At 73.2% G+C, this 12,786-nt stretch carries 10 protein-coding genes; 2 read left to right on the top strand and 8 right to left on the bottom strand.

From position 1 onward, the window contains the following. Positions 1 to 53: 53 nt before the first annotated feature. On the bottom strand, positions 54 to 1,169 hold the full coding sequence (locus tag ACI2L3_RS37400) for a glycerate kinase (RefSeq protein WP_404756958.1): 1,116 nt from the start codon (positions 1,167 to 1,169) through the stop codon (positions 54 to 56). Between the two features lie 350 nt (positions 1,170 to 1,519). On the opposite strand from ACI2L3_RS37400, the gene ACI2L3_RS37395 reads away from it, so the two are divergent. Then, a complete protein-coding gene (locus tag ACI2L3_RS37395; protein WP_404756912.1) occupies positions 1,520 to 2,020 on the top strand; it encodes an NUDIX domain-containing protein in 501 nt (166 codons plus the stop codon). Positions 2,021 to 2,061: 41 nt separating this feature from the next. Here ACI2L3_RS37395 and ACI2L3_RS37390 read toward each other — a convergent pair whose 3' ends face one another. The 6 genes from ACI2L3_RS37390 to ACI2L3_RS37365 all read right to left on the bottom strand — a co-directional run bounded on the left by ACI2L3_RS37390 (position 2,062) and on the right by ACI2L3_RS37365 (position 9,036). Further along, the gene (locus ACI2L3_RS37390) at positions 2,062 to 2,565 is read right to left on the bottom strand and encodes a methylated-DNA--[protein]-cysteine S-methyltransferase (protein WP_404756957.1); all 504 of its coding nucleotides are present in this window, start codon (positions 2,563 to 2,565) and stop codon (positions 2,062 to 2,064) included. Between the two features lie 48 nt (positions 2,566 to 2,613). After that, positions 2,614 to 4,110 (bottom strand): AlkA N-terminal domain-containing protein, encoded by a 1,497-nt coding sequence (locus ACI2L3_RS37385; protein ID WP_404756911.1) that lies wholly within the window; start codon positions 4,108 to 4,110, stop codon positions 2,614 to 2,616. 104 nt (positions 4,111 to 4,214) lie between these two features. Beyond that, a complete protein-coding gene (locus ACI2L3_RS37380) occupies positions 4,215 to 4,733 on the bottom strand; it encodes an O-acetyl-ADP-ribose deacetylase (protein WP_404756910.1) in 519 nt (172 codons plus the stop codon). Beyond that, positions 4,730 to 6,142: a phytoene desaturase family protein gene (locus ACI2L3_RS37375; protein ID WP_404756909.1), complete on the bottom strand. Its 1,413-nt coding sequence runs from the start codon at positions 6,140 to 6,142 to the stop codon at positions 4,730 to 4,732. Before ACI2L3_RS37375 ends, ACI2L3_RS37380 begins: the two co-directional genes overlap by 4 nt. Positions 6,143 to 6,246: 104 nt before the next feature. Beyond that, entirely contained in the window at positions 6,247 to 7,077 is an 831-nt protein-coding gene (locus tag ACI2L3_RS37370; protein WP_404756908.1) for an inositol monophosphatase family protein, read from the bottom strand. Between the two features lie 120 nt (positions 7,078 to 7,197). Continuing rightward, complete coding sequence (locus tag ACI2L3_RS37365; RefSeq protein ID WP_404756907.1) at positions 7,198 to 9,036, bottom strand: gamma-glutamyltransferase family protein; 1,839 nt, start codon at positions 9,034 to 9,036, stop codon at positions 7,198 to 7,200. Positions 9,037 to 9,346: 310 nt separating this feature from the next. Between ACI2L3_RS37365 and ACI2L3_RS37360 the strand changes: the two genes are divergently transcribed. Beyond that, positions 9,347 to 10,597, top strand: a complete 1,251-nt coding sequence (locus ACI2L3_RS37360) for a hypothetical protein (RefSeq protein ID WP_404756956.1) — start codon at positions 9,347 to 9,349, stop codon at positions 10,595 to 10,597. A 67-nt stretch (positions 10,598 to 10,664) separates the two neighbouring features. Here ACI2L3_RS37360 and ACI2L3_RS37355 read toward each other — a convergent pair whose 3' ends face one another. Further along, entirely contained in the window at positions 10,665 to 12,767 is a 2,103-nt protein-coding gene (locus ACI2L3_RS37355) for a transglycosylase domain-containing protein (protein ID WP_404756906.1), read from the bottom strand. Positions 12,768 to 12,786: the final 19 nt, after the last annotated feature.

Below are 12,786 nucleotides of genomic sequence, written 5' to 3'. Positions count from 1 at the left end.
CAGGCAGACGCCCCCGGAACCCCAGGAACCAGGAACCGGAAACCGCCCAGGCCCTACGCCAAGTAGTCCCGGCCCAGCCCTTCCGCCAGCGTCTCCAGGATCGGTCCCGCCTCGGCGATGCACCGCGCCACGTCCGGCTCGATGTCGGTCAGGGCGTACGCGCGGCGGATGCCGGCCTTGCCGAGGGCCTCCGGGGGCAGCGCGAGGCGGCCGCAGACCGCGACGACCTCGACGCCCGCGGCACGCGCCGCGGCGGCCACCCCGGCGGGCGCCTTTCCGTGGAGGGTCTGCTCGTCGAGGGAGCCCTCGCCGGTGATGACGAGCGTGGCCCGTGCCAGGGCGGGTGCGAAGCCGAGTACGTCGAGCATGACGTCGATGCCGGGACGGAAGCCCGCTCCGAGCCCGACCAGCGCGCCGTACCCGATGCCGCCCGCGGCGCCGGCGCCCGGCGCCTCGGCGTACTCGGCGGCCTTCGGGCCGATGGACTTCTCCAGCACCGTGGCGAAGTGGGCGAGCGCGGCGTCCAGCGCGGCGACGTCCTCCGGGCAGGCGCCCTTCTGCGGCCCGTACACCGCGGGCGCGCCCTTCGGCCCGGTCAGCGGGTTGTCCACATCGCTGGCGAGCACGATCTCGACGTCCGCGAGGCGCGGGTCGAGCCCGGAGAGGTCGGCCGTGGCCAGTTCCTTGAGCGGGCCGCCGCCGGGCGCCACCGGGTCACCGTCGGCGTCCAGGAAGCGCGCGCCGAGCGCGGCCAGCATGCCCGCCCCGCCGTCGGTCGTGGCGCTGCCGCCGACGCCGAAGACGATGGTGCGGGCCCCCGCGTCGAGCGCGGCGCGGATCAGCTCCCCGGAGCCGTACGTGGTGGCCGTGAGCGGCGCGAAGACGCCTTCGGGGAGCAGCTGGAGGCCCGAGGCCTCGGCCATCTCCACCACGGCGGTGCCGTCCTTCAGCGCGTACGCCGCCGTCACCGCGTTGCCGAGCGGTCCCGTGACGCGTACCTCGCGGCGCTCGAAACCGCCCGCGACGGCCGCGGCGACCGTGCCGTCGCCGCCGTCGGCGACCGGCAGCGCCTCGATCTCCGTGCCGGGGGCGACGCGACGGAGTCCGGCCGTCACCCGCTCGGCGACCTGGACGGCCGTGAGCGACCCCTTGAACTTGTCCGCGGCGATGAGGACCCGCTGCGCTTGCCCGCGCTCGGCCTGATTCCGAGCCGGAGCCTGGGCCTGAGCCCGCTGATCGTGTCCCGCCGTCCCTGCAGCGTCCGCCACCTTGGTTTCCCCTTGCTTTCCGGGCCTTGCTCGCGTCAAGGCAGTCGCGCCGCTGCGACCATAACCGCAGACAGGGCCCGCTGCCCATGGCCGACCGGGGCGCGAGACGGCGTGCTCCGGCGGAAAATCCCCTGATATCGCTCGATAGTGGTGCGCCATGAGCACGGAAATGATCGATCAGGCCTCGTTGCGTGGATCATGACGGACCTGGGCCCTGGGACCGACGGAAGCGCCTTGGTTACCCTTCCCGGATGACCCTTCAGGACTTCGCCACGTACATCGCGGGCCTGCCCCGCGTCCTCGTCGGGGCCGCCACGCTCTTCCGGGACGCGGAGGGGCGGGTGCTGCTCGTCGAGCCCAACTACCGCGAGGGGTGGGCGCTGCCGGGCGGGACCGTCGAGTCGGACGACGGGGAGACGCCGCGGCAGGGGGCGCGCAGAGAGACGCTGGAGGAGATCGGGCTCGACGTGGCGCCGGGGCCGCTGCTCGCGGTCGACTGGGTGCCGCCGGGCCCGGTGCGGCCGCGGCCGCCGCTGATCGCCTACCTGTACGACGGTGGCGTACTCGGCACCGAGCAGCTGAAGTCGATCAAGCTGCAGGAGGAGGAGCTGGTCTCCTGGCGGCTGGTCGCCCCCGCGGAGCTCGCGGAGTATCTGCCCGAGGAGCTGGGGCGCAGGGTCGCCGCCGCGCTCGACGTGCTGGCGCGGGGCGACGGCCCGGCGGAGCTGGAGGACGGGTACCGGGCCGGCTGACCCGGCGCCCGCGCGGGCGCCGGGGGTTCAAAGACAGGCTCTCAGAACAGCGCGTCCGCGGCGGCGCTCACCGATCCCCCCTCGAAGGCCAGCAGCCGCTGCTTGCGGTCGAGCCCGCCGCCGTACCCCGTCAGGCTGCCGTTGGCGCCGATGACGCGGTGGCAGGGCACGATGACGCCGATCGGGTTCTTGCCGTTGGCGAGGCCGACCGCGCGTGAGGCGTTGGGTTTGCCGAGGGCTTCGGCGAGTTCGCCGTACGTACGGGTCTCGCCGTAGGGGATCTGCTGGAGCGCGCGCCAGACCGTGCGCTGGAACGGCGTGCCGTCGAGCCGCAGCGGCACGTCGAACTCCGTCAACTCCCCGCTGAAGTAGGCCTCCAGCTGGCTGATCGCCTCGCGGAAGGGCGCGGGGTCGCGGTCGCCGAAGGTCTCCTCGGGCGGGCGGTGCCGCTGCTCGGTCATGTAGAGGCCGCTGAGCACGCCGCCGGTGGCGACGAGGGTGAGCGGCCCGTAGGGGCTGTCGATGAGGGTGTGCAGGCGGTCCATGTGCTCCGTGTGTTCCATGTGCTCCGTGCGTTCCATGGGTGTAGTCCCTTACGCGGGGATCGAGTTGATCGGGTGGTCGTCGGTGGCCCACAGGTACTGGACCGCGTAGGCCCGCCAGGGCCGCCAGGCCGCGGCGCGCGCGGTGAGCGCGGCGGGGGTGTGGGGCAGGCCGAGGTCCCGCGCCGCACGGCGGATGCCGAGGTCGGAGGGGAGGAACGCGTCGGGGTCGCCGAGCGCCCGCATGGCGATGACCTCGACCGTCCAGGGGCCGAAGCCGGGCAGTTCGGTGAGCCGGGCGCGGGCCTCGTCCCAGTCGCTCTCCACGCCGAGGCCGATGCTGCCGTCGGCGAGGTGCCGTACCAGGCTCGTCAGGGTGGAGCGGCGGCTGCGGGGCAGGGCGAGCGAGTCGGGGTCAAGGTCGGCGAGCTCCTGCGGGGTGGGGAAGAGGTGGGTGAGGCCGCCCTCGGGGTCCTCGACCGGACGGCCGTGCGCCGTGACGAGGCGCGCGGCGTGGGTGCGGGCGGCGGCCGTGGAGACCTGCTGGCCGAGGACGGCACGCACGGCGAACTCGGCCTCGTCGACGGTGCGCGGCACGCGCCGCCCCGGCGCCTTGTCGACGAGCGGCGCGAGCAGCGGGTCGGTCCGCAGCCGGCTGTCCACGGCGGCCGGATCGGCGTCCAGGTCGAGCATGCGGCGGCAGCGGCTGATGGCGATGGTCAGGTCGCGCAGGTCGGTGAGGCGGAGCCGGCAGCCGATGTGTCCGGGGTGCGGGGTGAGGGCGACGGTGCCGTGCCCGTAGGGGAGGCTCAGGGTCCGGCGGTACGCCCCGTCCCGCCACTCCTCGATGCCGGGCACGGCGGTGGCGATCAGGTGCCCGAAGAGATTGTCGGGGTTGAGGGGTGCGCGGAACGGGAGCCGCAGCGAGAGGACACCGCCGGTGGCGCCGGACGGTGCGGCGCCGGGCGCCGCCGTGCGGGTCGCCCTGGGCGCGCGGGCCCGGAGCTCTCCGGGGGCGAGGGCGAAGACCTCGCGCACCGTGTCGTTGAAGGTGCGGATCGAGGAGAACCCGGCAGCGAAGGCGATCTCCGCCATGGGCAGTCCGGTCGTCTCGATGAGCAGCCGGGCGGTCTGCGCGCGCTGGGCGCGGGCGAGCGCGAGCGGTCCGGCGCCGAGCTCGGCGAACAGCTGCCGCTCGACCTGGCGGGTGCTGTAGCCGAGGCGGTCGGCGAGGCCGGGGACACCGTCGCGGTCGACGACGCCGTCCCCGATGAGGCGCATGGCGCGGGCCACGAGATCGGCCCGCTGGTTCCACTCGGGAGAGCCCGGGCTGCTGTCCGGGCGGCACCGCTTGCAGGCCCGGAAGCCGGCCTGCTGGCAGGCGGCGGCGCTCGGGTAGAACGTCATGTTCTCGGCCTTGGGCGGCACGACGGGGCAGCTGGGGCGGCAGTAGATCCGGGTGGTGACGACAGCCGTGAAGAACCAGCCGTCGAAGCGGGCGTCCTTCGACTGAACGGCGCTCACACAGCGCTCTGTGTCGGTGTGCATGCCGTCAAGGATCGCGGGTCCCGCCCCTCGTGGCTGGCGAGAATCCGACATCGACGTCGCGCTGCCAGGGAGCCGGACGCTGCCCGGGACGCTACGGGTACCGCCTACCCGAGCGCCGCGGCGAACGCGTCGTGGGCGGCCTTGTCGAAGAGCACGAACCGCACCTCGTCGAAGAGCGCGGGGTCGGCGGCCTCACGGACCGTCCCGATCGCGGTGCGGGCCGCGTCGTCGAGCGGCCAGCGGTAGACGCCGGTGGAGATCGCGGGGAAGGCGACCGTGCGCGCGCCCAGTTCGGCGGCGACGCGCAGGGCCTCGCGGTGGCAGGAGGCGAGCAGTTCGGAGCGGTCCTCGGTGGCGGACCAGACGGGGCCGACGGTGTGGATCACGTGCTGGGCGTCGAGCTGTCCCGCGGTGGTGGCGACGGCGCGGCCGGTGGGCAGCCCCTTGCCGAGGTGTGAGGCGCGCAGGCGGCGGCAGTCGGCGAGGATGTCGGGGCCGCCGCGCCGGTGGATGGCGCCGTCGACCCCTCCGCCGCCGAGCAGCGAGGAGTTGGCGGCGTTCACGATGGCGTCGGCGGTCTGCTGGGTGATGTCGCCCTGGACGAGGGTGATCCGGACGGTCATGACTGGCTCCTGAGCATCTTCCACACGGCTTTCGCGGCGTTGTGCCCGGACATGCCGTGCACGCCCGGCCCCGGCGGCGTCGCGGACGAGCAGAGGAAGACGGCGGGGTGCCGGGTGGCGTACGGGAAGAGGGAGATCTTGGGCCGCAGCAGCAGCTGCAGGCCGCTCGCGGCGCCGCAGGCGATGTCGCCCCCGATGTAGTTGGGGTTGTGCGCGGCGAGTTCGCGGGGGCCCGCCGTGGCGCGGGCGAGGACGCGGTCGCGGAAGCCGGGGGCGAAGCGCTCCAGCTGCCGCTCGATCGCGTCGGTGAGGTCGCCGTCCCAGCCGTTCGGGACGTGGCCGTACGCCCAGAAGACGTGCTTGCCCTCGGGGGCCCGGGAGGGGTCGACGACGCTGGGCTGCACGGTGATCAGGAACGGGTTCTCCGGCGCGCGCCCCGTGCGCGAGGCGGCGTGCAGCGCGGCACCGATGTCCTTGCTGCCCGGGCCGATCTGCACGGTCCCGGCGACCTGCGGCTCCTCGGCGGTCCAGGGGACCGGGCCGTCGAGCGCGTAGTCGATCTTGAAGACGCCTGCCCCGTACCGGTATCCCTCATAGGCGCGGCCGAGCCCGGCGATCCTGGCGAGCGCGGTCGGCGAGGTGTCGAAGACGTAGGCGCGGGCGGGCGGCAGGTCGTCGAGCCGCTTGACCTCGTAGTCCGTGTGGACGGAGCCGCCGAGGTCTTTCAGGTACGCGGTGAGCGCGTCGGAGATGGACTGCGAGCCGCCCCGGGCGACGGGCCAGCCGCGGGCGTGCGCGGACAGCGCGAAGACCATGCCGACACCGGCGGTGACGATGCCGTCGAGCGGCGCCATGACGTGTCCGACGAGGCCCGCGAACAGGGCGCGGGCCCGGTCGTCGCGGAACCGGCGCATCAGCCACGTCGACGGCGGCAGCCCCGCGAGGCCGAACCGGGCGAGCGTCACCGGGTCCCGCGGCAGCGAGGTCATCGGCAGCGACATGAAGTCCCGCAGCAGCGTGTCCCAGTGGGGCAGGAAGGGCTCCACCAGCCTGCGGTACGCCCCCGCGTCGCGCGGCCCGAAGGAGGCGGCGGTCTCGGCGACGGAACGGGACAGGATGGCGGCCGTGCCGTCCGGGAACGGGTGCGCCATGGGCAGCCGGGGCTGCAGCCACTCCAGTCCGTACCGCTCCAGGGGCATGGCGCGGAACGCCGGGGAGTTGATGCCCAGCGGATGGGCGGCGGAGCAGGGGTCGTGCCGGAAGCCGGGCAGCGTCAGCTCCTGCGTGCGCGCGCCACCCCCCACCGTGCTCTTCGCCTCGAAGAGGGCCACGGAGAAGCCGCGGCGGGCCAGCTCGACGGCAGCGGTCAGCCCGTTCGGTCCCGCTCCCACGACGACTGCGTCAAGCATCGACGGCACCTTCGGACTCCTTTGTCAGCCGATTTCGTCAGCCGATGGCATCTGCCGCCCAGGATAGGCCGGGCCTCGGCCCCATTCCCCGGGCCCCTCCCCGCTCAGGCGGCGCCCGCGGCGAGCAGGCCTGCGACCCGGCGGGCCGTGGCGGCGTCGCGGGCCGCGGTGAACGGCAGCGCGTTGCCCCCGCCGATGCGGAACGGCTCGCCCGTCAGCGTCAGGTCGGCGCCGCCCGCCTCGGCGACGAGCAGCAGGCCCGCGGCGTGGTCCCAGTCCAGCTCCCACGAGAAGGCGATGGCGTCGAGCTCGCCCTTGGCGATGGCCAGGTACTCCAGCCCGGCCGAACCGCACGGCCGCGGCTTCACGCCCTCGACGCCCAGCCCCAGCAGGGCCCGCTTCTGCTCCTCGGTGGTGTAGTCCGGGTGGGAGGTGGCCACCTCCACGTCCGCGCCCGCCTCGGGTGAGCCGGCCACCAGCCGCTGCCCGTTCAGCCAGGCGCCCCGGCCGCGGACCGCCACGGCGAACTGGTCGAGCATCGGCGCGTACGTCCAGGAGGCCTGGACCTCGCCGTTCACCGCGAGGGCGACGAGCATGCAGAAACCCGGGTCGCCGTTGACGAACTGGCGCGTGCCGTCGACCGGGTCGACGATCCACACGGGCGCGTCGCCGCGTATCGCCTCGTACGTCGCCGGGTCGGCGTGCACCGCTTCCTCGCCCACGACGACGGAGCCCGGGAGGAGGGCGGCGAGGTCGACCGTCAGCTGCTCCTCCGCGCGGCGGTCGGCGACGGTCACCATGTCGTGCGGGCCGCTCTTCTCCACGACGTCGCCCTCGGCGAGCTGCCGGAAGCGGGGGGTCACCTCCGCTGCCGCGGCCTTGCGCAGGGCCTCTTCCACGTCGCGCACCCCGTGCGCCAGAAACTCTTCGATCATGCCCTCCATGAGAGCACGCCCCACTGACATCCCGTACGCCCTGGGCAAACGTGCCCTTAACCCCCCATGAACCCCCGGCACCACACATCCTCCTCAGCCCCACCCATCTCCCCCGTACCGCTATCGGCCCACCGCATACCCCTGCATCCCCCGCGCGTTCGCCGCCGCGTACAGCACCCCGCTCTCCGGGTCCCGCGCCACCGCGCACAGCCGTCCCTCCGACCACGCGCCGCCCACCGTCACGTCGTGCCCCCTGCGGCGCAGCTCCTCCACCACCGCCGGGTCCGTCCGTGATTCCACCGTGAGGCTTCCCGGGTGCATTCCGCGGGGGTGGAAGGAGCCGGGGAACGACTCCGTGTGCCAGTTGGGGGCGTCGATCGCGCCCTGGAGGTCCGGGCCGCCCCGGACCGTGTCCCGCAGCGCCACGCCCAGGAAGAAGTGAACCTGCCACTGGTCCTGCTGGTCGCCCCCCGGCGTGCCGAAGGCCAGCACCGGAACGCCGTCCTTCAACGCCAGCGACGGCGAGAGGGTCGTCCGGGGGCGCCGCCCGGGGGTGAGCGAGTTCGGCAGCCCCTCCTCAAGCCACGCCATCTGCAGCCGCGTGCCCAGCGGGAATCCCAGCTCGGGCACGACGGGGTTGGACTGCAGCCATCCGCCGCTGGGCGTCGCGGACAGCATGTTCCCCCAGCGGTCGACGATGTCGACGTGGCAGGTGTCGCCGCGGGTCCCGCCGTCCCCGGCCACCGTCGGCTCCCCGGCCCCGGCCGCCGCCGTGCCGCCCCACCTGTCGAGGTCCGCCGCCTCCCCCGCGGCCACCGCGTACGCGTGCGCGGAGAGCCGCGGCTCCCGCCCGCCCGGCGACCCCGGCCGCAACCGGTAGGACGCCTTCTCCCCGATGAGCCGCCGTCGCATCGCGTTGTACTCGGCGGACAGCAGCTCACCCACCGGAACCCCCGCCCCCGGCCCCTCCCCCGCGTCCCCGTACCAGGCCTCCCGGTCGGCCATGGCCAACTTGCAGCCCTCCACGAGGAGATGGACGTACTCGGCGGACCCGTACGCGGGGAGTTCGTCGACGTTCCGGGGCAGCAGCGCGAACTGCTGCAGGAACGCGGGGCCCTGGCTCCAGCCACCGGCCTTGCACAGGGTCCAGCCGTTCCAGTCGTACGTGACGGGGGCCTCGTAGGACGCGGTCCACCCGCGCAGGTCCTGCGCCGAGAGCGTCCCCACGTGCCGTTCGCCGCTCGTGTCCATGGTGGGCCGCCCGGCCTGCCGCACGAGCGCCTCGGCGATGAACCCGCTGCGCCACACCTCCCGCGCGGCCTCGATCCGCGCCTCCCGGGACCCGTCGACCGCGCCGGCCTCCGCCTCCGCGAGGAGCCGCCGCCAGGTCGCCGCGAGCGCGGGGTTGCGGAACCGCTCGCCCGGGCGCGGGGGCGCACCGCCCGGCAGATAGACCTCGGCCGACGACGGCCACTCGCTCTCGAAGAGTTCCCGTACCGTCTCCACGGTCTCGCCGACCCGCTCCACGGGCGCGTGCCCGTCCTCCGCGTACCCGATGGCGTACTCGAGGACGTCCGCGAGCGGCTTCGTGCCGTGGTCCCGCAGGAGCAGCATCCACGCGTCGAAGGCGCCGGGCACGGCAGCGGCGAGCGGTCCGGTGCCGGGCACCAGGTCGAGGCCGAGGGAGCGGTAGTGGGCCACGGTGGCGCCGGCCGGGGCGCAGCCCTGTCCGCAGAGCACGCGCACCTCGCCCCCCGCGGGCGCGAGGATGATCGGGACCTCGCCCGCGGGACCGTTCAGGTGCGGTTCGACCACGTGCAGCACGAAGCCCGCGGCGACGGCTGCGTCGAAGGCGTTGCCGCCGTCCTCCAGTACGGCCATCGCGGACTGGGAGGCGAGCCAGTGGGTGGACGACACCATGCCGAAGGTGCCTTGGAGGGTGGGGCGGGTCGTGAACACAGGGCCTCTTACCTCGCTGTTTCTCCGTACCGGGCCGGGCGTTGAGCGCTCGGGACGGAAGGCTACCGACCGGCCCGCGCCCCCTCGGAGGGGGCCAACGGCCGCTGTCGCGCAGCGTGGTGTGAGGAACCCGGGGTACTGAAGACCACCCGGTCGGTCCTATATTCACACAAACACTTCACGCGCGGCCCTGCTGCGATGAACACGGGGTAGGACCGCTGTGATCGAACCGAACGGCACCGGATCCGCACGGACGGCCGAGTCCCGAGCCGCCCGCAAGGCGCGCGAGAAGACGCGCAAGCGCAAGCGCATGGCCGTGGTCGGCGCCGTACTCGGCCTGGGCGCGGTGGCCACCACGGGCGTTCTGGCCCTCGGGAACTCCTCCGGGAGCCGGAGCGACGAGGCCGGTGACGCCGCGTCCGCCGCGCCGGGCAGCGCGGCGGAGAAGGCGCGTTCGGCGAAGCGCGCGAAGAAGGGCGAGGAGAAGTGGGACGGCAAGGTCCGGGTCCTCGGCGACGGCTCCACCTCGTACACCGGGCCGCAGCGCGGGCAGCTGAAACCCAAGAAGCTGAAGCCCGGTGAGAAGCCGCCGCAGTTCGTGGTCTTCTCCTGGGACGGCGCGCTGGAGGGCGACGACCAGCGCTTCTCCCACTTCCGCCAAGCGGCGCGGGAGAGCAAGGCCCACATGACCTTCTTCCTCACCGGCATCTACCTCCTGCCGGAGAGCAAGAAGTCGCTCTACCGCCCGCCGCAGCACAACCCGGGGTCGGCCGCCATCTCGTACCCGACCGTCCCGCACATACAGACCACGCTGGAGCAGTTGCGCGGCGCCTGGAAGGACGGCAACGAGATCGGTTCGCACTTCAACGGGCACTTCTGCGGCCCCAAGGGCGGCGGGGACTGGAGCCCGGCGGAGTGGAAGAGCGAGATCGAGCAGACGTATTCGTTCATGAAGGAGTGGAAGACCAACACCGGTTTCACCCAGGAGGCACCCCTGCCCTTCGACCCGGACCGGGAAGTGGTCGGTGGCCGCGCGCCCTGCCTGGAGGGGCAGAAGAACCTGCTGTCCGCGATCAAGCCGTTCGGCTGGCGCTACGACGCGAGTTCCTCGGGGGACTTCCAGATATGGCCGTCCAAGATCGACGGCATATGGAACTTTCCCCTGCAACTCCTGCCCATGGAGGGCAAAGAGGTGCAAGTCCTCTCCATGGACTTCAACTTCCTCTACCACCAGTCCGGCGACAGCACCCAGGGCGACCCGGCGAAGTTCCCGGCCTGGGAGGCGCAGGTCCGCAAGTCGTACATGAACGGATTCAACCGCGTCTACAACGGCAGCCGGGCGCCGATGTTCATCGGCAACCACTTCGAGGACTGGAACGGCGGCATCTACATGAACGCCGTCGAGGACGTCATGCGGGACGTGTGCCCGCGCAAGGGCGTCCGCTGCGTGTCGTTCCGGGAGCTGGCGGACTGGCTCGACGTCCAGGACCCGAAGGTGCTCGCCCGGCTGCGGCTGCTCGACCCGGCGCAGGCGCCGGACTGGAAGTCGCTCGTCAAGTAGCGGCCCGAGGGGGCCGCCGCCCACGTCGGGGCGTGCGGCGGCCCTCCCCGCTCCACCGTCCCGGGACCTACTCGACCCCCTTGATGTAGTCGGCCCACAGGCCCACCGCCCGCTCGCTGCCGGGCGTTCCGGGGGCGTCGCCGCCAAGACCCTTCAGCGGCAGCGGCACCAGATCCTTCAGCGACATGCGGTAGACGACCACGGCGGTGGTCTCCTCCTGCGTGCCGCCCACGAACCAGCCCGCCGTGTTCGCGGTGGTCGTCCCCGTCTTGCCCACGGCACCGGCGTGCGCCCCGCCCGCCGCCTTGCCCGACCCGTCGGTCATGGTGGCCCGCAGGGCGTCCGTGACCGCCTGCGCGGTCTTCTGCGACACCGCCCGGGAGGCCTTCGGCTGCACGATCGGCACCGTGTCCCCGGCCCGGCTGATCGAGCGCACCGAGTAGGGCTCGGTGTGCATGCCGTCGGCGGCGAAGGTCCGGTACGCGCCGGCCATCCGGATGGCGCTGGGCGTCGAGTTCTCCCCGAGCGCGAACGCGGGGATCCGCTCCCCGAGGCTCGATTCGAGCAGCCCCGCCCGCAGGGCGTACTTCTCCACCCGGTCCAGGCCGACGTCGAGACCGAGCTGGAGCATGGGCGTGTTGACGGAGCCCGCGACGGCCCGCTGCAACGTCACCTCGCCCCAGTCCTTGCCGCCTTCGTTGCGTCCCTTCACCACCTTGCCGCTGCGGTCCCAGTACGGCCCCTCCGGTGTCCGCACGGCGATCCGGTCGTCGCCGTCGTAGACGCTGGCCGGGGAGACGGGGGTGCGGCCCCCTTCACGGGTGAGCTGTACGCCGTCCTCCAGCGCGGCGGCGTAGACAAACGGGGTGAACGCCGAACCGGCCGGGATGGTCGTCGCGTTCGACTGGTTGAAGCCCTGCTTCAGGAAGTCGGGGCCGCCGTACACGGCGAGCAGCCGGCCGTCCCGGCCCACGCTCGCCGCGCCGATCTTGGCGTACTTGTCGGTGCCGGGCCGCCGCTTGGCGTCGAAGCCGTCCTCGGCCTTCCGGACGGCGGCGGTCAGGGCCTTCGTGCGCTTCCGGTCGAAGGTCGTGCGGATCTGATAACCGCCGAGGTCGTAGTCGGCGGTGCTGATGTGCCCGGCCTTGATCGCGTGCCGCTTGGCCAGCTCCACCAGGTAGCCGGTCTGCGCGCCCGGGATGGTGCCACCGGAGCCCGGCTTCGTGGGCTCCGGGAACTTCTTGTACGTGGCGCGCTCGGCCTGCGAGAGGTGGCCGGTCTTCACCATGCGGTCCAGGATCCAGTTCCACCGCCCGACGGCCCGCTCGCGGTTCTCCTTGCCGAGGGCCGGGTCGTACAGACCGGCGCCCTTGAGGAGAGAGGCCAGGAAGGCGCCCTCGCTGGCGTTGAGCCGCGAGACGTCCTTGCCGTAGTACGCGTGCGAGGCGCGCTGGATGCCGTACGTGCCGCGCCCGAACCAGCTGGTGTTCAGGTAGTCCTGGAAGATCTTGTCCTTGCTCGTGTGGTTGTCCAGCTTCACGGCGAGCAGGGCCTCGGTGAACTTACGGGACAGCGTGCGGTCCTGGCTGAGGTAGACGTTCTTCACGTACTGCTGGGTGATCGTCGACCCGCCCTGGGTCTCCCCGCCGGTGACCGCGGCGGTCGCGGCGCGCAGGACACCGCTCGGCGAGACGCCGGAATCCGAGTAGAAGCTCGCGTTCTCGGCCGCGAGGACGGCCCCTCGGACCTTCGGCGGCACCTTGTCCAGCGGTATCTCCTGCCGGATGACCCAGCCGGTGCGGGCCATGACCGTACCGTCGGACCAGTAGTACACATTGTCCTGCTGCGTGGCGAACGAGTTGAGGTCGTCCGGTATGTCCGTGGCGGCGTACGCGATCGCGACGAAGCCGGTCAAGCCGATGACCGAGTACAGGAAGGCGCCCAGCCACTGACGCCACGAAGGCACCCACCGCCGCCATCCGCTGCGGCCCGGCCGGGGGTACGCGGGACGCAGCCGCCGCAGCTGCCCGCGCACCCTGGCAAGGGCGTCGGGTATGCCGCCGTCCGACCGTGCCCTGCGCCGCTCCCCGGATTTCCTGCGCCGCCCGGTCGCCGCACGACGGCTTCCCGGCGCCGCCCGCCGCCCTCCGGATCCCCCACCTGCGGCCATCCTGCGCCCACCCACCCCG

The sequence above is a fragment of the Streptomyces sp. NPDC029674 genome, from assembly GCF_044903205.1.
Classification (GTDB): domain Bacteria; phylum Actinomycetota; class Actinomycetes; order Streptomycetales; family Streptomycetaceae; genus Streptomyces.
The sequence above is the reverse complement of the archived record's forward strand: the minus strand, read 5'-3'. Positions and strand labels throughout refer to the sequence as shown.